We start from the raw sequence: 20,773 nt of genomic DNA on the forward strand, positions 1-20,773 counted from the left end.
GAAAGACGACGCCGTGACCACGCCCGACCCGGTGGACCGCATCGCGGCCCTGCCCGCCGCCCTGCAGGAACGCCTGCGCCGCAAGCTCAGCGGGCAGGCCCGCCGCGCCACCGGACAGATCGCCCCGGCGCCGCGGGACCGCCCGCTGCCGCTGTCCTCGGCGCAGCAGCGGCTGTGGTTCCTCGACCAGTTCACCCCCGGGTCGACCGAGTACACCAGCGCGCTCGCCCTGCGGCTGCGCGGCGAGCTGGACGTGCCCGCGCTGCGGCTGGCGCTGACCTGCCTGGTCGAGCGGCACGAGGTCCTGCGCACCACCTTCTCCGCCGTGGACGGGCGGGGCGTGCAGGTCGTGCACCCGCCCGCCGAGCCGCCGGTGTCGCTGCTGGACGTCGGCGGCGACCCGGCCGGGCTCGACGACGCGCTGCGCGCCGAGCTGGACCGGCCGTTCGACCTGCGCACCGGCCCGCTGTTCCGGGTGGTGCTGGTCCGCGTCTCCACCGACGAGGCCGCCGCCGACGAGCACGTGCTGCTGCTCTGCGCGCACCACACCGTGGTCGACGGGTGGACGATGGGCGTGCTCACCGAGGACCTGGCCGCGTTCTACGCCGCGGCCCGCACCGCGCCGGACACCGCCCGCGCGGCGCTGCCCGCCCCGCGGTTGCAGTACGCCGACTTCGCCGCGTGGCAGCAGGAACGGCTCACCGACACCGCCGTGGCCGGGCACCTGGACTTCTGGGGCCGCGCGCTGGCGGGCCTGCGCCCGCTGGACCTGCCCACCGACCGGCCCCGACCCCCCGTGCGCACCAGCGCGGGGGCCACCCGCGAGCGCGTGCTGCCCATCGAGCTGGCCGCGGGCCTGCGCGCGCTGTGCGTGGGGCAGCGCGTCACGCTGTTCACCGCGCTGGTCGCGGCCACCCAGGCGCTGCTGGCCCGCTACACCCGCCAGGACGACATCGCCGTGGGCACGGTCACCGCCGGGCGCAACCAGCCGGAACTGGCCAAGCTCGCCGGGCTGTTCGTCAACACGGTGGTCCTGCGCTCCACAGTGGACTCGCAGCGGTCCTTCCGCGACCTGCTCGGCGCGGTGCACGCCACGGTGCTCGACGCCTTCTCCCACGACGAGGTGCCGTTCGAACGCCTCATGGAGCACCTGAAGGTGCCCCGCGACGTCAGCCGGACCCCGCTGTTCGACGTGATGGTCGTGTTGCAGAACGCGGGCGCGGGCGCCCCCGCGCTGCCCGGGCTGGTGGCCGAACCGGTCGACCTGGCGCAGACGAACGCGAACTTCGACCTGAGCCTCGAATTCGAGGAGCAGGGCGACGGGCTGTGCATGCGCTTCAACCACAGCACCGACCTGTTCGACGCCGAGACCGTCGACGACATGGCCGCCCGGCTGGAACTGCTGCTGACCGCCGTCGTCACCGACCCGGACCGCCCGCTGCGCGACATCGCCCTGCTCACCGGCGCCGAGCAGGCCGCCCTGCTGACCACGCCCCCGGCACCCGCGACTTCCGAGAGCACTCTGCCGGAGCTGTTCGCGGCCCAGGCGGCGCGCAGGCCCGACGCGACCGCCGTCGTGCTGGACGGGGAAACCACCACCTACGCCCAGCTCAACGAGCGCGCGAACCGGTTGGCGCACCTGCTCATCGAGCGCGGTGTGGGCGCGGAGCGGCTGGTGGCGCTGGCGCTGCCGCGCTCGGTCGAACTGGTCGTGGCCGTGCTGGCGGTGCTCAAGGCCGGTGGCGCGTACCTGCCCATCGACCCGGAGTACCCGGCCGAGCGGATCGCCTACCTGCTCGGCGACGCCGAACCCGCCCTCATGCTGTCGACCGGGGTACCGCTGTCCGGTGTGGACTCGGCGGTCCCCGTGGTGCGCCTCGACGACCCGGAGACCACCGCCGCCCTGGAGCGCTGCCCGGCCACCGACCCCGCGCCGAACCCGGCCGGGCCGGACGCGGCGGCCTACGCCATCTACACCTCCGGTTCCACCGGCAAGCCCAAGGGCGTGGTGGTCCCGCACCGCAACGTCGTGCGGCTGCTGTCGGCGACCGACCACTGGTTCGGCTTCGACGAGACCGACGTGTGGACGCTGTTCCACTCCTACGCCTTCGACTTCTCGGTGTGGGAGCTGTGGGGGCCGCTGCTCAACGGCGGCACCCTGGTCGTGGTGCCGCACGCGGTCACCCGGTCCCCGGCCGACTTCCTGCGGCTGCTGGCCGCCGAGAAGGTCACCGTCCTCAACCAGACCCCGTCGGCGTTCTACCAGCTCACCGCCGCCGACCGCGACCAGCCCGACGTCGGCGCGGAGCTGGCGCTGCGGGTCGTCGTGTTCGGCGGCGAGGCGCTGGACCCGGGCAGGCTGCTGGACTGGAGCACCCGCCACCCGCTGGAGCGGACCCGGCTGGTCAACATGTACGGCATCACCGAGACCACGGTCCACACCACGTTCCACGAGCTGGCCGGGTCCGACCTGGCCGCCCCCGGCGTCAGCCCGATCGGCGAGCCCATCCCCGACCTGCGGCTGCACCTGCTCGACCCACACCTCAACCCGGTGCCGCCGGGCATGGTGGGGGAGTTGTACGTGGCCGGTCCGGGTGTCGCCCGCGGGTACCTCGGCCGCCCCGGGCTGACCGCCCAGCGGTTCGTGGCCGACCCGTTCGGCCCGCCCGGGGCGCGGATGTACCGCAGCGGTGACCTCGCCCGCCGGGACCTGCACGGCGGGCTGGAGTACCGGGGTCGCGCCGACGACCAGGTCAAGGTGCGCGGCTTCCGGATCGAACTGGGCGAGATCGAGGCCGCGCTCGTCGCCCACCCCGAGGTCTCCGGGGCCGCGGTCGTCGTGTCCGAGGGCGCGGGCGGGCACCAGCGGCTCGTCGGCTACGTCGTCGGCGCCCAAGCCCCGGAACCGGCCGAGCTGCGCACCTGGCTGCGCCGCGGCCTGCCCGAGCACATGGTGCCCGCGGTGTTCGTGGCCCTGGACCGGCTCCCGCTGACCCCCAACGGCAAGCTCGACCGCGCGGCACTGCCCGCTGCGGAGGTCACCACCACCGCGACCGAGGACCGGGTGCCGCCGCGCGGACCGGTCGAGACCGCCCTCGTCGAGGTGTGGCGGGACGTGCTCGGCGTGGACGCGGTCGGCGTCACCGACAACTTCTTCGAGCTGGGCGGCGACTCCATCCTGAGCATCCAGGTGGTGTCCCGGGCCCGGCGCGAGGGCCTGCGGTTCACCACCCGGCAGATGTTCCTGCACCAGAGCATCGCCGAGCTGGCCGCCGTGGTCGACACCGCCACCGCGCCCGCCGTCGTGGAGCGGGTGACCGGCCCGGCCCCGCTGACCCCGATCCAGCGCTGGTTCTTCGACGAGATCGGCAGCCGCGACCACTACGCGATGTCGGTCATGCTCAACCTGCGCGGCCCGGTCGACCCGGCCGCGCTGTCCGGGGCGCTCGACGCCCTCCTGGACCACCACGACACCCTCCGGCTGCGCTTCACCGAGGTGGGCGGCCAGTGGTCGCAGGACGTCGTGGACGTCCCCCGGGGCACCGCCCTGACCACGGTGGACCTGTCGGCCGTGCCGGAGTCGGACCGGGCGGCGGAGGTCGAGCGGCACGCCGTGGCCGCCCAGTCCGGGATGGACCCGAAGACCGGGCCGCTGCTGCGCGCGGTCCTGTTCACCGACGACACCGGCCCCGCGCGACTGCTCATCGCCGCGCACCACCTCGTGGTGGACGGCGTGTCCTGGCGCATCCTGCTCGCCGACCTGGAAACCGCCCACGGGCAGGTCGCCGCCGGAACCCCCGTGCAGCTCCCGCCCACGACCACCGGGTACCGGGACTGGGCGCGGCGGCTGAGCGAGCACGTCGCCTCCGGCGGTTTCGCCGAGGAGGCCGCCTACTGGGCGACCGCCCTGGACGGCGTGCCCACCGACCTCCCGGTCGACCACGACGGCGACAACACCGTGGGCTCCACCCGCGTGGTGACCGCGCGGCTGGACCGGGCGACCACCGACGCCCTGCTGCGCCAGGCCCCGCCGGTCTACCGGACCCGCATCGACGACCTGCTGCTCAGCGCGCTGGGCCGGGTGCTGGCCGACTGGACCGGGCGCGACTCGGTGCTGATCGGCATGGAGGGCCACGGCCGCGAGGACCTGGTCGCCCCCGGCGGCGCCGACGCCCCGCAGTCCGATGTGGACCTGTCCGGCACGGTCGGCTGGTTCACCGCGAAGTACCCGCTCGTCCTGCGACTGCCCGCCGGGCGCGGGCGGTGGGCGGAGACGATCAAGTCGGTCAAGGAGCAGATCCGGGCCGTGCCCGGCAAGGGCCTGGGCTACGAGGCGCTGCGCTACCTCAGCTCCGGGGGAGCGGCGCTGGCCGCCGACCCGGTGCCGCAGGTGTGGTTCAACTACCACGGCCAGTGGGACGCGGGCTCGCCCGGCTCCGGGCTCCTCGGCACCCGCTGCGCCCCGGTCGGCAGCGACCACGCGCCCGCCGACACCCGCTCGCACCTGCTCGACGTCACCGGCATGGTCGAGGACGGCGAACTGGAGCTGAGCTGGCTCTACTCCGCCGAGGTGCACGACGAGCACACCGTGCGCGACCTCGCCGACGCGCTGGTGGCGGCGCTGCGCGAACTGGTGGCGCACTGCGCCGAGCCCGCCTCCGGTGGCGCCACGCCGTCGGACTTCCCGCTCGCCAAGCTCACGCAGGCCCAGGTCGACCTGATCGCCGCCGACGGCCGCGACGTCGAGGACATCTACCCGGCCACCCCGATGCAGGCCGGGATGCTGTTCCACAGCCTGGTCGACACGGAGGTGGGTGCCTACTCCGACCAGGCGCGGCTGCGGCTGGCCGGGATGAGCGACCCGGCGCTGCTCGCCGAGGCGTGGCAGCGGGTCGTCGACCGCACCCCCGCCCTGCGCACCCACCTGGCCTGGGACGGGGTGGACGAACCGGTCCAGGTCGTGCGCAGGCGCGTCACCCTCCCGGTCACCCACCACGACTGGCGCGGGCGCCCCGACGCCGAGCGCGACCTCGCGGACCTGCTGATCGCCGACCGCGCGGCGGGCTTCGACCTGGCCACCGCGCCGCTGACCCGGGTGTCGGTCGTGCGGCTCACCGACGACGAGGCCGTGCTGGTGTGGTCGTTCCACCACGTCCTGCTCGACGGCTGGAGCGTCGCGCAGGTCTTCGCCGAGGTCGCCGAGTGCTACACCGCCCTGCTGGCGGGCCGCGCGCCGGACCTGCCCACCCGCAGGCCGTTCCGCGAGTACGTCCGCTGGCTGGGCACCCTCCCGCCCGAGCAGGCGGAGAAGCACTGGGGCGCGGTGCTGGCGGGCTTCGGCAGGCCGACCCCGCTGCCCTACGACCGCACCCCGGGGCCCGCGCACCGCGGCGAGTCCTCCGCCGTCGTGCGGACCGTGGTCGACGTGGAGTGGTCGGCCCGGCTGGACGCGACCGCGCGGCGCAACGGCCTGACCGTCAACACCCTGGTCCAGGGCGCGTGGGCGCTGCTGCTCGCCCGGCACAGCGGTGAACGCGACGTGGTGTTCGGCACCACCGTCTCCGGCAGGCCCGCCGAGCTGGCGGGTGTGGAGTCGATGGTCGGCATGTTCGTCAACTCGGTGCCGACCAGGGCCGCGGTCGACGAGTCCGAGCCCGCGGTGTCCTGGCTGCGCCGGTTGCAGGCCGAGCAGACCGAGTCGCGCGCCCACGAGGCCACCTCGCTGGCCCGGCTGCGGTCGTTCACCGACCTGCCCGCCGGGGAGAACCTGTTCAACAGCATGGTCGTGTTCGAGAACTACCCGCTCAGCGACGCCGCCGAGGTCGGCGCGCTGCGGGTGGTCGACGTGCACGCGGTGGACACCACCACCTTCCCGCTGAGCCTGAGCGCGCACCTGCACGACCGGCTCAACCTGGCGCTGTCCTACGATCCGACGCTGTTCGACCACGACACCGTGCAGCGGTTGGTCGAGCAGTTGTGGTCGCTGCTCAACGGCATCGCCATGGACCCGGAGCGCCCCCTGGGCGACCTGCCGTGGCTCTCGGCGGCGGACCGGCAGACCCTGCTCGTCGAGTGCAACGACACCGCCGCCGAGGTGCCCACCGCGCTGTTCACCGACGCCTTCGCCGCCAGGGCCGCCACCGACCCCGAGGCGACCGCGCTGGTGCACGGGGACACCCGGCTCAGCTTCGCCGAACTGGACTCCCGGGCCAACCGGCTCGCCCACCACCTCGTCTCGCTGGGCCTGAGCCAAGAGCAGGTCGTCGCCGTGGCGCTGCCGCGCGGCGCGGACGCGGTGCTCGCCCTGCTGGCGGTGCTCAAGGCGGGCGGGGTGTACCTGCCCGTCGACCCGAAGCTGCCCGCGGAACGGCTCGCGCTGATCACCGAGGACGCCACCCCGGCGCTGGTGATCACCACCGCGACCGACGCCGGTCTGCTCCCCGGCGTGCCGGAGGTGTTCGTCGACGACCCGGCCACCGCCGCGCTGCCGGAAACCGCCCCAACCGCCCCGCGCCCCGAGAACGCCGCCTACGTCATCTACACCTCCGGGTCGACCGGCCGCCCCAAGGGCGTCGTCGTCGACCACCGCGGCCTGGGCAACCTCTGCCACGACCGCGTGGCGGCCATGGCCGGGCACGGGCGGCTGCGGATGGCCATGACCTCCCCGTTCTCCTTCGACGCGTCGCTGGAGGAGGTCGTCCTGCTCGCGGGCGGCCACGAGCTGCACGTGGTCGACGAGTCGATCCGGCTCGACGCCGAAGCGCTGGTCGGCTACGTCACCGACGCCCGGCTGGACCTGCTCAACCTGACGCCGTCCTACCTGCGCCAGCTCATGCCCGCCGGGCTGCTCGACGGCCCAGGGCACCGCCCGTCGGTCCTGCTCATCGGTGGCGAGGCGTGCGGCGAGGTGCTGTGGCGCGAACTGGCCGCACTGCCCGACACCGCCTCCTACAACCTCTACGGCCCCACCGAGTGCACCGTGGACGCGCTCTCCGCGCCCGTCGCGGGGGACAAGCCCGTGCTGGGCGTGCCGCTGCGCAACGTCCGGGCGCACGTGCTCGACGCCCGGCTGCGGCCGGTGCCGGTCGGCGTCATCGGCGAGCTGTACCTGGCGGGCGACCAGCTCGCCCGCGGCTACCTGGGCAGGCCGGGCCTGACCGCGGGCCGGTTCGTCGCCGACCCGTTCGGCCCGCCCGGGAGCAGGCTCTACCGCACCGGCGACCTCGCCAGGTGGAACCCCGACCTGGTCCTGGAGTACCGGGGTCGGGCCGACGAGCAGGTCAAGGTCCGCGGGCACCGGATCGAGCCGGGCGAGGTCGAGACCGCGCTGCTGGCCCACCCCGGCATCACCGAGGTCGCCGTGGTGGCCCACGACGCGGGCGACGGTCACCGTCGGCTCGTCGCCTACCTCGTCCCCGCCACCCCGGACGCCGCACCCGGTGCCGCTGAGCTGACCGGCATGTTGCGGGCCACCCTGCCGGAGTACATGGTGCCGTCGGTGTTCATGCCGGTGCCCGCGCTCCCGCGCAACCGCAACGGCAAGCTCAACCGCCGGGCCCTGCCCGCCCCCGACCCCGTGGTGGCCGAGCGGGCGGGGCACCAGGAGCCGCGCACCGAGACCGAGCGGGTGATCGCGCGGATCTTCGGCGAGGTCCTGGGCGTCGACCGGGTCGGCGCCCGCGACGGGTTCTTCGACCTGGGCGGCGACTCCATCCTCAGCATCCGGGTCATCTCCCGGCTGCGCGCCGAACTCGACGTCGCCCTGTCCCCGCACGCCCTGTTCACCACCCCCGCCGTCGCCGACCTCGCCCAGGCCGTGCAGGCCCAGCGCGGCGTCGTCGCGGCCGCCCACGCGCCCATCCCGACGACGTCGGGCGAGCGCGCGCCGCTGTCCTTCGCCCAGCAGCGGCTGTGGTTCTTGCAGCAGTTCACCCCCGACAGCGTCGAGCACGTCGCCCCGGTGACGCTGCGGCTGCGCGGCGAACTGGTCGAGGACGCGCTGCGGACCGCGCTGACCGCACTGGTCGCCCGGCAATCCGCCCTGCGCACCACCTTCCCGGCCGTGGACGGCGTACCCACCCAGGTGGTGCACCCGCCCGCCCCGGTGGACCTGCCGGTGGTCGACGCCTCCGCGCACACCGACCCGGAGTCCGAAGTGGACCGGCTGCTCGCCGAGGACGCGCGCACCCGGTTCGACCTGGCCGAAGGCCCGCTGCTGCGGGCGCGGCTGCTGCGGGTGTCGGACCGGGAGCACGTGCTGAGCATCGTGCTGCACCACATCGTCACCGACGGCTGGTCCGCCGGGCTGATCGTCGACGAACTGGCCGAGGGCTACCGCGCGGCGCTGGCCGACCGGCCCGCCGACCTGCCGCCGCTGCCGGTGCACTACCCGGACTTCGCCGCGTGGCAACGCGAACGCCTGGCCGGGGAGGCGCTGCACACCGACCTGGACTACTGGCGCGGGCAACTGGCCGACTCGCTCCCGCTGGACCTGCCCACCGACCGGCCCCGGCCCGCGGTGCACACCACCCCCGGCGCGCTGGTCGACTTCGAGCTGCCCGCCGAGCTGACCGGCAGGCTGCGCGGGCTCGGCCGGACCGGGGGCGGCACCCTGTTCACCACCCTCGTGGCCGCCTGCCAGGTCCTGCTGGGGCGCTGGGCGGGCCAGGACGACGTCACGGTGGGCACGGTCGTGTCCGGCCGCGACCGGGCCGACCTGACCGACCTGGTCGGCTGCTTCGTCAACACCCTCGTGCTGCGCGGCCACGTGCCCGACCAGGCGCCGTTCAGCGAGTTCGTGGCCACCACGAACAAGACCGTGCTCGCCGCGTTCGCCCACCAGGACGTGCCCTTCGAGCAGTTGGTGGACCGGCTGGCGCCCGAGCGCGACCCCAGCCGCACGCCGCTGTTCCAGGCCGCCGTGGTGCTCCAGAACACGCCCCGGTCGCGGATCGCACTGCCCGACCTCACCGTCGAGCAGGTGCCGCTGCCGGTGCGCACGGCCAGCTTCGACGTGCTGTTCCAGTTCGAGGAGGTCGGCGACCGGCTGCACGTGGCGCTGAACTACAACACCGACCTGTTCGACGAGACCACCGTGCGGCGCCTGGCCGGGCACCTGCGCACCCTGCTCGACGGCGTCGCCGCCGACCCGGGCCGCCCGGTCGCCGACCTGCCGATGGTCCCCGACGACGAACTCGCCCTGCTGACCGACCAGTGGAGCGGGCGGGGTGTTCCGGTCATGTCCAGTGAGGACACTGTGGTGGGGGCGTTCGCCCGGATGTGCGAGAGCACGCCGAACGCGGTCGCCGTGGCCTCCGGTGCCGTGTCGCTGACCTACCGGGAACTCGACGCCAGGGCCAACCGGCTCGCGCACCGGCTGCTGGCCGAGGGCGTGCGCCGCGAGGACCGGGTGGGCATCCTGCTCGGCCGCTCCCCGGAGGTCGTGGTCGCGGTCCTCGGCGTGCTCAAGGCGGGGGCGGCGTACGTGCCGCTCGACCTGCGGGCACCCGTGGAGCGGCTGCGCGAGCTGCTGGCGGGGGTGGACGTCCGCGTGCTGGTCACCGACCAGGAATGGGCACCGACCGCGTCGGCGGCCCACGTCGGCAACCACATCGTGGTCGACAGCACCGTTGTCGACAGCGCCGCGCGGGACGACCAGTGGCCGGACACCGCGCCGGACATCACCCCGCACCCGGACGACGTCGCCTACGTCATGCACACCTCCGGTTCCACCGGCAGGCCCAAGGGCGTGGCGATCAGCCACCGCGGCATCGTCGGCTTCGCCGCCGATGGCTGCTTCAGCGCCGACGGCGCGCGCCGGGTGCTCATGCACGCCACCCTGGCGTTCGACGCCTCCACCTACGAGCTGTGGGTGCCGCTGCTGCGCGGCGGGTCCGTAGTGGTCGCCCCGCCGGGGGAGCTTGACGTGGACACCCTGCGGGCGGTCATCGCCGAGCAGCGGGTCAGCGGGCTCCTGCTGACCTCCGGGCTGTTCCGCGTGGTGGCCACCGAGGCACCGGAGATTCTGACCGGCGTGTCCGAGGTGCTGGCGGGCGGTGACGTCGTCCCCGGCGGCGCCGTGCGCCGGGTGCTGGCGGCCTGCCCGGGCATCACCGTGGTCAACGCCTACGGGCCCACCGAGGTCACCGTCATGGCCAGCTCGCACCCGATGCGCGCGGCCGACGAGGTGAACGACGTCGCCCCGATCGGGCGCCCGCTGGACGCGACCAGGGTGTTCGTCCTCGACGCCCGCCTGCGCCCGGCGCCGGTCGGCGTCGCGGGGGAGCTGTACGTGGTCGGCACCGGCCTGGCCCGCGGCTACGTGGGGCAGCCCGGGGTCACCGCGGAGCGGTTCGTCGCCTGCCCGTTCGTCCCGGGTGCCCGCATGTACCGCACCGGCGACCTGGTGCGCTGGCGCGCGGACGGGCTGCTGGAGTTCGTCGGCCGCTCCGACGAGCAGGTCAAGATCCGCGGCTTCCGGGTGGAGCTGGGCGAGATCGAGTCGGCCCTGGTCGAGCACCCCGACATCGCCGAGGCCGTGGTCACCGCCCGCCGCCGCGACGGCCGCACCCGCCTGGCCGCGCACCTGCTGGCCGCCCCGGACCGCGCGGTGCAGGTCGACACCCTGCCCGCGTACCTGCGCGGCACCCTGCCGGACTACATGGTTCCGTCGGCGTTCGCCGTGCTCGACCGGCTCCCGCTCAGCGCCAACGGCAAGGTCGACCGGCGCAAGCTGCCCGACCTGGAGGCGACCGAGCAGGCCGCGCCGGAGCACGTGCCGCCGCGCACCCCGGTCGAGGCCGCGCTCGTCGAGGTGTGGGCGACCGTCCTGGACAACGACCGCATCGGGGTCACGGACAACTTCTTCGAGCTGGGCGGCGACTCGATCCTGAGCATCCAGGTCGCCGCCCGGGCCCGGTCCGCCGGTCTCGCGGTCACGTCCAAGGACATCTTCCTCAACCCCACCGTGGCCGCGCTCGCCGAGGTCACCGGGGCGATGGAGGAGCAGTCCGACGACCGAGCGCTGGTCGAGGGCGCGGTCGCGCTGACCCCGATCCAGCGCTGGTTCCTCGACCACCGCTCGGTCCCGCAGCACTTCGACCAGTCCGTGCTGGTGGAACTGGCCCCGGACGTGGACTGGGCCGCCCTGCGGTCGGCGCTGACCGCGCTGACCACCCAGCACGACGCGCTGCGGATGCGCTTCGAGCGGGTGGACGGCACCTGGCTCCAGCACAACGCCGCCACCGAGCCCGCCGACCTCCTCGCCACCCACGACCTGTCCGAACTGGACGGTGACGGGCTGCGCGCGGCGATGGCGGAGGTCGCCCAGCGGATGCAGTCCGGGGTCGACCTGGCCACCGGACCGCTGCTGCGCGCGGCCCTGTTCGACCTCGGACCGGACCGCGCCCCGCAGCTCTTCGTGGCGGTGCACCACCTGGTGGTGGACGCGGTGTCGTGGCAGACCCTGCTCGCCGACCTGGACACCGCCCACCGGCAGGCCGCCGCGGGCGAGCCGGTCGACCTCGGCCGCAAGACCACCTCGTTCCAGGCGTGGGCCGAACGCCTCACCGAGCACACCCGCGGCGGCGGCTTCGACGACGAACTGCCGCACTGGCAGGGCATCGACGGCGCCGACGCCGCCCTGCCCGCACCGGACGCCCCGGCCGACGCCACCCCGGGCGCGGCCGTCGTCGAGTTCACCCTGGACCCCGAGGACACCGACGACCTGCTGCACCGGGTCCCCGCGGTCTACCGGACCCGGATCAACGAGGTGCTGCTCACCGCGCTGTCCTGGGCGGTGTCCCGGTGGACCGGTCGGCAGCGGGTCCTGCTCGACCTGGAGGGCCACGGCCGCGAGGAGCTGTTCGACGACGTCGACCTGTCCCGCACGGTCGGCTGGTTCACCACCCTGTACCCGGTGGCGCTGGAGGTCCCGCCGGACCTGGCACCGGAGTCGGTGGCCCTGGTCAAGTCGGTCCGCCGCGCCCTGCGCGCGGTCCCCGGCAACGGCATCGGCCACGGCGCCCTCCGCCACCTCAGCGACACCCCGCAGGTCGGCCCGAACACGGCGATGGTCTTCAACTACCTCGGCCAGTGGGACGGCCCCACGGCGACCGGCGGCGGCCTGTGCCGCACCCTGCTGCCCACCTTCAACCACGACCACGACCCGAACGACCACGGCGCCCACGAACTGGAGGTCGTCGGCGGCATCCGCGACGGCAGGCTGGGCTTCTCCTGCCACTACCGAGGAGAGCACTACCGCGAGGTCACCATCACCACCCTGATGACCGACTTCGCAGACGCCCTGCGCCGCATCGCCGCGACCGCCGGTGGCAGGCAGGCGGCACCGTGAGCACCCCGCTGCGCAAGAACCGCAACTACACCATCCTCTGGGGCGCGCAGGCCGCCTCCGAGGTCGGCTTCAACGCCGTCACCATCGCCCTGCCGCTGCTGGTGCTCGTGGTCACCGGCTCCCCGGCGGCCTCGGGCCTGGCGGTCGGCGCCAGCGCGGCAGCCCAACTCGTCGCAGGTCTCCCCGCAGGCGCCCTGGTCGACCGCTGGGACCGCAAACGAGTCATGCTCCTGTGCGAAGCGGGCCAGATCCTCGCCGCGGCCAGCATCGCCGCCGCGCTGTGGTTCGACGTGCTCGGCCTGGCGCACATCATCGCCGCGGCGGCGCTGATGGGCCTGTGCCGGGCCTTCTTCGAACCCGCCGAACACGCCACCCTGCCCCGGGTCGTGCCCGCCGAACAGGTGCACAGCGCGATCGCGGGCAACGCCGCCCGCGGCTACCTGGGCCAACTGTCCGGCACCGCCCTCGGCGGAGCCCTGTTCACACTGGCCAGGGTCGTCCCGTTCGCGGTGGACATGGTCCTGCACGTGTTCTCGTTCATCGCCCTGCTGTTCCTGCGCGTCCCCGCGCAGGAACGGGCACGGGCCTCCCTGAGCAGACTGCTGCCCGAGATCGGGCACGGCCTGCGCTGGGTGTGGGGCCAGCGCTTCATCCGCGCCACGGCCGCCTGCCTGATCGGGGTGAACTTCTTCTTCACCGCGTTCTACATCGTCATCATCGTCCTGGCCCACCAACGCGGCCTCTCACCCGCCGAGATCGGCGTCATGGCGGCCATGTTCGGCATCGGCGGCCTCCTCGGCGCCCTCGCCGCCCCCACCCTGAACCGCCTGCTCACCCCGTACCTGTCCATCGTCGGCATCTTCGTGGCCCTCACCCTCCTCACCCCGGTGGCCGTGTTCATCCACAACGGCTACCTGATGGGCCTGCTGCTCGCGGGCATCGCCTTCCTCGCCCCCACGGCCAACGTCACCATCAGCACCTACCAACTCCTGCTCACCCCCGACGAGATGCGCGGCCGCTTCAGCAGCGTCATGGCAGTCCTCGGCGGCGCCTCCGCGGCGGCGGGTCCTGCGGTGGGCGGGCTGCTGGCCGGGCTGGCGGGCGGCACCCAGGTGATCCTGCTGTGCACGGCCGGGATCGCGGTGCTGACCATCCTGGCCCTGATCAGCCCCGCGCTGCGCGCCTTCCCCGACAAGAACGACCTCCTCGAAGCCCAGAAGGAACCCGCCCACCACTGACCGTGGACGTGGGGAGTTCGTGGGGTGCGGGCGCGGGCGGAGTGGGCGCTCGACACCGGCTGTTACCTTCGGATGGGGTTCCAGAGGAAGGAAGTCGGGGGATGAGCCGTTCTCGGCGGCGGTCGGGGTTGGCGGCGGCTGCGCGAAAGGCCGCCGGGTACCCGCAGGAGGGCCTCGCCGAGGCCCTGCGGGTCGACCGGACCACGGTGGCGACCTGGGAATCCGGGGAACACGAGCCGCAACCGCACATGCGGCCGGTGTGCTCGGTATCGATATCGCGGGGGTCGACGGCCTGATCAACGAGACCGGCCTCCCGCTCCCACCGCGTGATGGCGCCCCGGACCAGGGGTGGGGGCGTAGTGCTGACGAACGGGTGCGTCGCAGCCAGGAGGAGTGGCTGGTGGTCCGAGCGGCGGCGCGAGGACGGGACCGTGAATCGTCCGAACTGGCGGTGTGGCTGTACCCGGAGTCGGTGCGCACCCCGGGAGGCCACATGCTGGCGGGGGCGGGGTGGTTGCTGGACACCCCAGTCCCGCTGGAGGATGTCCGGTTGGAGTTCGACGATACCCATCCCGCACCTCCCGCCCTGGACGTGCCGCTTGATCACGTGCTGCCGTTGACCGACCGGAGCGACCGATACCTGTCGTTCAGCAGAGCGGTCCGGGACCTCGTCCGACCCCGGTTGCTGGAGAACCGGGTGAGCTACCGGTTGCTCGGCGTCGACGCCGTCGACCGCCTTCAGACGCGCATGAGTTCCGGATCAGCGTCGCTGCTGCGGATGGCGTGGCGGGACCGCGATCTTTTGCTCCAAGACTGAGGAGCGGTCCGTTACAGCAGGTGGTGTGCGTTGTCCTGGGGGCCGATTTCCACCAGCAGGGCGCTCCAGGCGGCGACCGGGCTCACGTTGAGCAGCACCGCGCGGTCGCCCGGGTGGAGTTCGCCTTGGTCCAGGGCGCTGTAGAGGTTGAGGAAAACGTCGTTGGGGCCGAGGTGGCCGTAGCGGGTCAGGTTGTCCTGGCAGGACTTGGCCAGCGGGGCGCCCAGAATCTCCTCGTGGTTGCGCAGAGAGGTGACCGAGAGGTTCTGGCTGATGTGACAGGCCACATCCGAAGCGTCCAACCCGTTCCGGTGCAGGAGCCGGTCGGTGAGGGAGCGCAGGCGGTTGCGGGTTTCGACCGCCAGCTTGAACGAGTACGTCGGCAGGTCGGCGCACTCCTCCCGCCACCGCTCGAACGGCCGGTCGCGGTAGTCGACCCGGAACAGGTCCGCGTAGTCGCCGTTGGTTTCCAGCAGCATGTCGCGCACGAGGACCGGGCCTTCCCTGGCGATCACCAGCGCTCCGCCGCTGTCGCCGTTCAGCGTGACTGGGTGGCGGTAGCGGCCGGGGGTGGCCGGTTTGCTGCCGTGGGCCACCAGGATCGTCCGCAGGTCCGGGTTGGCGCGCAGCAGGCCCTCGGCGGTGAGCAGGGCGGGGGTCAGTGACGCGCAGCCAAGGCCGCCCACCGAGAAGGCCATCGCACGGCGGGTGCCCAGGGTGGTTTGCAGGCGGGTGGCCTCGGAGCTGACCAGGGTGTCCGGAGCGCGGGACTCGATGACGAGCAGAACATCCACGTCGTCGGGTTCGCGGTCCGCCGCGATGAGGGCGCGGCGGGCGGCGAGGGCGGCCAGATCGGTCGGGCCCAGGGAATCATCGACCGCGACGCTGTCGATGCCCAGGGCGGCGCAGGTGGCGCGTTCGGGCGGGGACAGGTGCGCCAGTTCGGGCAGGTCGGCGACCGGGACCGGGTCGGGCAGGTGCCAGCCCGCTGCAGCCAGGGCGATCACCCGTCCGCCAAGGCGGTGAAGGCGGCCCCGATCCGCGCGGCCACGGCTTCCAGTTCGGCCTGGCTGAAACGGTTGACGCTGGTCAGTTCCACGCACAGCCGGGATTCGCGCTCGGCCACGGCGACGATCAGCGGGAACCAGGTGGAGACCGCCTGCTTGAGGTTGACCGCCAGGTCCCACCGCATCCTGATCAGCCGCACCCCGGCGTCGAACGCGGCCATGTCGCTGGGGGCGTGCAGCAGGATGGCCTGCGGCTCGGGCAGGGCGCGGAACCGGGCGACCGCCGGGTTGTGAGGCGACAGGTGCCGCAGCATCCCGTGGCCCACGCCGTCGTTGGGCACCGAGCGGACCCGGTCGACCACGTCGGGCAGGCAGTCCCGCACTGCGGCGCCCGGTTCGATGGGCAGGACGACCGGGTGCAGGGTGGTGAACCAGCCCACCGCCGGTCCCCGGCCCGCGTGCCGGTAGGCGCTGGGGGTGGCCTCGCCCTCCACGGTCAGGTAGGCGCCCGCCGTCCCGCTCCACTGGGCCAGCCCGTGCGCCACCGCGCACAGCGCCACCTCCCGTTCGGACGCGCTGCCCGTGGTCGGGACGGTGTCGAGGAAGTACCGGGCCGTGCCGCCCCCGCCTTCTCCCGGTGGGAGGCCCAGGTCGGCGCCCGCGTGGGCGATGGCCGTCCAGTAGTCCAGTTCGGCGGCCAGGGTGTCGGAGGTGGACATGTCGCGCAGGTGTTCCGACCACCGCCGCCAGCCCGGGGCGTGTGGTTGGGGTGCCAACGCGCGACCGGCGACCAGGTCGGTGAGGGCGGCGTCCAGGTCGTCCATGAGCACGACGGTGGACATGTTGTCGAAGACGAAGTGGTGGACCAGCAGGACGAGCAGCGCGCTGCGGCCGTGGCCGCGCTGGTAGTAGCGGGCACGCACCACCGGGCCGCGCTTGAGGTCCAGGTCGGTGCGCAGGTCCCGGCAGTCGGCGGCGATGCGTTCCCGTTCGCGCTGCTCGTCCATCGGCGGCAGGACCGAGACGTCGAACGGGGTGTCGCCGGGTGGGGCGCACTCGGCGTGCAGGCTGAGGCTGTTGCCGCGGAAGCGGTAGCGCAGTGGTTCGTGCCGGGCCAGCAGGTGTTCGACGGCGGCGCGGGCGTGTTCGGCGGTGACGGCGGTGGAGGTCAGCTCGAACACCTGCACCTCCACGAAGTCCGCGTTGCCGTCGGGTACGTGCTCCAGGAAGTGGTGCATGATCGGTGTCAGCGGGATGTGCCGGTCGGGGGCCTGGGCGGGTTCCCGCTCGTGGCCGTCCACGGCGGCGACGAGGGCCAGTTCGTCGATGGTGCGGCACTGCAGGAGTTGCTGCGGGGTGACGTGCACCCCCGCCTTGGCCGCTCGGGCGGCCACCCGGACGCCCAGGACCGAGTCGCCGCCGAGGTCGAAGAAGTTGTCGCTCGGCTTGACGTCGTCGAGGGCCAGCAGGTCGGCGACCACGGCGGTGAGGACCTGTCCGGCGCGGGAGGTGCCATTGGGGGAGTGGGGCATGGGCTGGGGTTCCCTCCACTGTGGAGCGGGTGCCGGAGTGGGGATCGGGTGCGGCGGCCGGTCGGGGTCGGCGGCGACCTCGGCGACGATCTCGGGCAGCCACTTGGCCAGCCGCTCGGCCGTGGCGCGGTCGAACAGGGCGGTGGCGTACTCGATGTAACCGCTCATCGGGCCCTCGCCCTGGTCGACCACGCCCACGGTCAGGTCGAACTTGGCCGTGCCGGGGGCGATCCCGACGATGGCGCCGTCGAGGTAGCGGGAGCAGCCCAGCCCACCCAGTTCAGCGGTGTCCTGCGGCACGTTCTGGTAGGTGTAGGCCACGTCGAACAGCGGGTGCCTGCCGGGGTCGCGGCGGCCGAGCACGTCGGCGACGACCTTCTCCAGCGGCACCTCCTCGTGGTCGAGCACGTCGGCCACCGTGCGCGCGCAGCGGCGCACCAGCTCGGTGAACGGCGGGGAGCCCTCGGTGCTGGTGCGGAACGGCAGCACGTTGTTGAAGTAGCCGATGAGGTCGTGCGTGGCGGGGTTGACCCGCCCGGAGGTGGCCACCCCGATCACCACGTCGGTGTGCCCGGCCCAGCGGTGCAGCAGGGTGTCGACCACCGCGAGCATGGTCACGAAGCTGGTGACCCCCTGCTGCCTGCTGAACTCGCGGACCCGCTCCGCCTGCTCCCCGGTCACCTCGAACTCCACCATGGCGCCGGTGAAGTCGCGCGTCGCGGGCCGGGGCCGGTCCAGCGGCAGTTCGTCGGCGCGCAGGCCCGCCAGGGCGCCGCGCCAGAACCGCAGGCCCTCGGCCAGCACCCCGTCGGCGAGCCTGCGGCGCTGCCAGGCGGCGAAGTCGGCGTACTGGGCGCCCAGCACCGGCAGCTCGGGTGCCCGCCCGGCCAGCCGCGCCCGGTAGAACTCGCTGAGGTCGCGGAAGAACGCCGTGGGTGACCAGCCGTCGTAGACGATGTGGTGGTAGGTCCACAGCAGCACGTGGTCGTCGTCGCCCAGCCGCAGCAGCGCGGTGCGCACGAGCGGCCCCTCGGCCAGGTCGAAGGGCAGCAGCGCGTCCTCGTCGATCAGCCGCCGGGCTTCGCGGTGCCGTTCGTCCTCGGGCAGGGCGGACAGGTCGTGCACCGCCACGCGGTGTTCCTCCGCGCGCACCAGGGCGTGCGGCACGCCGTCGTCGTCGGCGGCGATCCGGGTGCGCAGCACCTCGTGCCTGGTGACCAGGTCACGCACGGCCGCCGTGAGGGCGGCCTGGTCGAGCGGTCCGCGCAGGCGCAGGTCGTGGGTGATGTTGTAGAGGGCGGTGCCCGGGTTCAGCCGGTCGAGGTACCAGAGCTGTTCCTGGCCGAAGGACACCGGCAGCGGGCCGCCCCTGGGCAGGACCGGGATGTCCTGGTGGGCACCTGCCGACCCGCCCTCGGCCCGGAGCTGCGCCACCCTGGCGGCGAGGTCGCGCACGGTCCGGTGGGCGTAGAGGTCGGCGAAGGTGAGCTGGATGCCGAACTCGTCCTCCAGGGAGCGCAGCACGCTGATCCCGGCGATGGAGGTGCCGCCCAGGGCGAAGTAGTCCGAGTCGGGCGCCAGGTCGTCGGCACCCAGCACCCGCCGCCACACCGCCATGACGCGGTCCTCCGGCGCACCCGGCATCGGGGTGGGTGACGCGGACGCGGGCCTGCTCACCGGCTGCGGCGCGGGTGCCCCGACCGGTCGGCACCAGCAGCGCACCGGGTCGAACGGGTAGGTCGGCGCCGGGATGCGCGGGATGTCCGCCCCGGCGTAGTGGGCGTCCCAGTCGAGGCGGACCCCGAGCCGGTGCAGGGCGCCGAGCTGGCGCAGCACGCTGCCGCGCCCGGGTGCGGCGAACAGTTCCACCCGGGGCAGCTCCGGCCGCAGCCGCCGCAGTTCCCGGGCGAGCACGCCGTCGGTGGCCAGGTCGACGAGCACCGCGCCGTCGCGGGTGAACCGTTCGGCGACCCCCGCCAGCCGCGCGTGGTCCAGCTCGCTGCTCAGCGCCATGCCCTCCGCCGCCCGCAGTGCGGCGTCGAGGGTCATCTCTTCCCGCGCCACCCGCACCACCAGGTTCCCCGCCCCCGACCCGACCAGGTGGTCGTGCCGAACGCCCAGCGACCGGGCCAAGGCGAGCAGCGCCACGCCCGTCGCCACCAACCGGGCGGCGGGGGCCTCCGGCAGCGGGGTGTCCGCCAGGGCCGGGAACGTCGTGCACAGCTCCCGCCAGGTCTCCTCCTCCACGACCGCGTCACCGGCCAGCAGCACCACCACCGGCCGCTCATCGGGCGCGGGCTCCCGGGGCGGCACCGCGACGCGCAGGGCCTCGGCCAGCTCCCGCGTGGTGCGGGCGGTGAACGCACCACGGTAGGGGTGGTCGTCGCGGCCCCGGTTCAGCGCGTGCGCGACGGTCCGCAGGTCGTGGTCGGTGGTGGCGGCAAAGTCGGCGAGCCGGTCGCAGTAGCGGCCGAAGGCCGAGGCGGACTTCGCCGACACGGTGACCAGTTCGTCGCCCAGGTCGGGCACGGCGGCCCCGGGGCGCGGCGGTGCCTGCTCCAGCACGGCGTGCACGTTGGTGCCGGTCATGCCGAAGGCGCTCACCCCCGCCCGGCGCGGCCCGTCCTTCGCCCACGGCGCGCGGGCGGGGTTGACGTGCACCGGGCCGGACAGGTCGAGCATCGGGTTGGGGGTGGTGAAGTGCGCGGTCGGGTACAGCTCGCCGCGGCGCACCGCCAGCAGCGCCTTGAGCAGCCCGGCCATCCCGGCGGCGCCGTCGAGGTGCCCGAGGTTGCCCTTGATCGACCCGATCGGGCAGCCGGGGGCGGGCACACCCGCGTCGGCGAAGGCCTGGCGCAGGGCGTCGACCTCGATCACGTCGCCCAGCGGGGTCGCCGAGCCGTGGCACTCCACGTAGCCGACCGAGTCCGCCGCCACCCCGGCGTCGCGCCAGGCCGCGGTGATCACCTCGGTCTGCGCCTTGCGGCTCGGCGCGCCCATGCTGGCCATCCGGTGCCCGTTGTGGTTGACCGCGATGCCCTTGATCACCGCGTGCACCGGGTCGCCCGCGGCCACCGCGTCGGCCAGCCTGCGCAGCAGCACGACCGCGCCGCCCTCGCCCGCCGCGGCGCCGGTGGCGCGTTCGTCGAAGGGGCGGCACCGCCCGTCGGTGGTCTCCACCCCGCGCGCCGGGACGTGCCCCTCGGTGGGGATGAGCACCGGGCGCAGGCTGATGCCGCCCGCCAGGGCCAGGTCGGCGGCGCCGCGGCGCAGTTCCGTGACCGCTTGGGCGACGGCGGCCAGGGCGCTGCTGCACGCGGTGTCGACGGTGAACGCCGGGCCGGTGAGGTCGAAGTGGTAGGCGATCCGCGCCGCCAGCGCCGCGGGCAGCGACCCCAGCGTGTGCAGCGGGTCGTCTTTCCCGTACAGGGTGTCGTAGTCGGAGCGGGCGTGACCGAGGACCACCGCGGTCCGCGACCCCTGGAGCCCGCTCGGGCGCAGGCACGCGTCCTCGATGGCCGCGTGCGCCAACTGCATGAGCAGCCGGTGGTGCGGGTCCATCGCCTCCGCCTCGCGCAGCGGGATGCCGAAGAACCGGTGGTCGAACAGGTCGATCCGGTCGAGGTAGGCCATGGGCAGGTACTCGGTGCCCGGCTCGCCCCCGGTGTGGCGCACCCGCGTCGGCGTCGGCGGCGCCACCCGGTCCTCACCCGCGGCCAGCAGGTGGTGCAGCTCGTCCAGGTCGCCCGCGCCGGGCAGCAGCGCGGCCACCCCGATGACGGCGATGTCCCCGCCCGGCCCGTCCCGATCCGCCACGCCGCTCTCCC

6 protein-coding genes are annotated in these 20,773 nt (G+C 74.0%); 4 read left to right on the forward strand and 2 right to left on the reverse strand.

Annotated features, from left to right (window positions below):
• Nucleotides 1–13: 13 nt before the first annotated feature.
• The 4 genes from DFQ13_RS02865 to DFQ13_RS02880 all read left to right on the forward strand — a co-directional run bounded on the left by DFQ13_RS02865 (nucleotide 14) and on the right by DFQ13_RS02880 (nucleotide 14,407).
• Complete coding sequence (locus DFQ13_RS02865) at nucleotides 14–12,352, forward strand: non-ribosomal peptide synthetase (RefSeq protein WP_110078667.1); 12,339 nt, start codon at nucleotides 14–16, stop codon at nucleotides 12,350–12,352.
• Entirely contained in the window at nucleotides 12,349–13,590 is a 1,242-nt protein-coding gene (locus DFQ13_RS02870) for an MFS transporter (RefSeq protein ID WP_110078668.1), read from the forward strand. The genes DFQ13_RS02865 and DFQ13_RS02870 overlap by 4 nt, the downstream gene beginning before the upstream one ends.
• Nucleotides 13,591–13,691: 101 nt before the next feature.
• Nucleotides 13,692–13,886, forward strand: coding sequence for a helix-turn-helix domain-containing protein (locus DFQ13_RS35885; RefSeq protein ID WP_110078669.1), 195 nt, complete (start codon nucleotides 13,692–13,694; stop codon nucleotides 13,884–13,886).
• On the forward strand, nucleotides 13,850–14,407 hold the full coding sequence (locus DFQ13_RS02880) for a hypothetical protein (protein ID WP_146241063.1): 558 nt from the start codon (nucleotides 13,850–13,852) through the stop codon (nucleotides 14,405–14,407). Before DFQ13_RS35885 ends, DFQ13_RS02880 begins: the two co-directional genes overlap by 37 nt.
• An 11-nt stretch (nucleotides 14,408–14,418) precedes the next feature.
• Here the strand turns inward: DFQ13_RS02880 and DFQ13_RS02885 are convergent, their stop codons facing one another.
• Both DFQ13_RS02885 and DFQ13_RS02890 read right to left on the reverse strand, forming a co-directional pair.
• Nucleotides 14,419–15,414 carry a 3-oxoacyl-[acyl-carrier-protein] synthase III C-terminal domain-containing protein gene (locus DFQ13_RS02885; RefSeq protein WP_110078671.1) on the reverse strand — a complete coding sequence of 332 codons (996 nt, stop codon included), beginning with the start codon at nucleotides 15,412–15,414 and terminating at the stop codon, nucleotides 14,419–14,421.
• Complete coding sequence (locus DFQ13_RS02890) at nucleotides 15,411–20,762, reverse strand: condensation domain-containing protein (RefSeq protein WP_110078672.1); 5,352 nt, start codon at nucleotides 20,760–20,762, stop codon at nucleotides 15,411–15,413. The genes DFQ13_RS02885 and DFQ13_RS02890 overlap by 4 nt, the downstream gene beginning before the upstream one ends.
• Nucleotides 20,763–20,773 lie beyond the last annotated feature (11 nt).

Source organism: Actinokineospora spheciospongiae (assembly GCF_003182415.1).
Taxonomy (GTDB): domain Bacteria; phylum Actinomycetota; class Actinomycetes; order Mycobacteriales; family Pseudonocardiaceae; genus Actinokineospora; species Actinokineospora spheciospongiae.

What these genes read in the sequence shown, in the direction of transcription:
- DFQ13_RS35885 (WP_110078669.1), top strand. Translation starts at nt 13,692, where the DNA reads ATGAGCCGTTCTCGGCGGCGGTCGGGGTTGGCGGCGGCTGCGCGAAAG.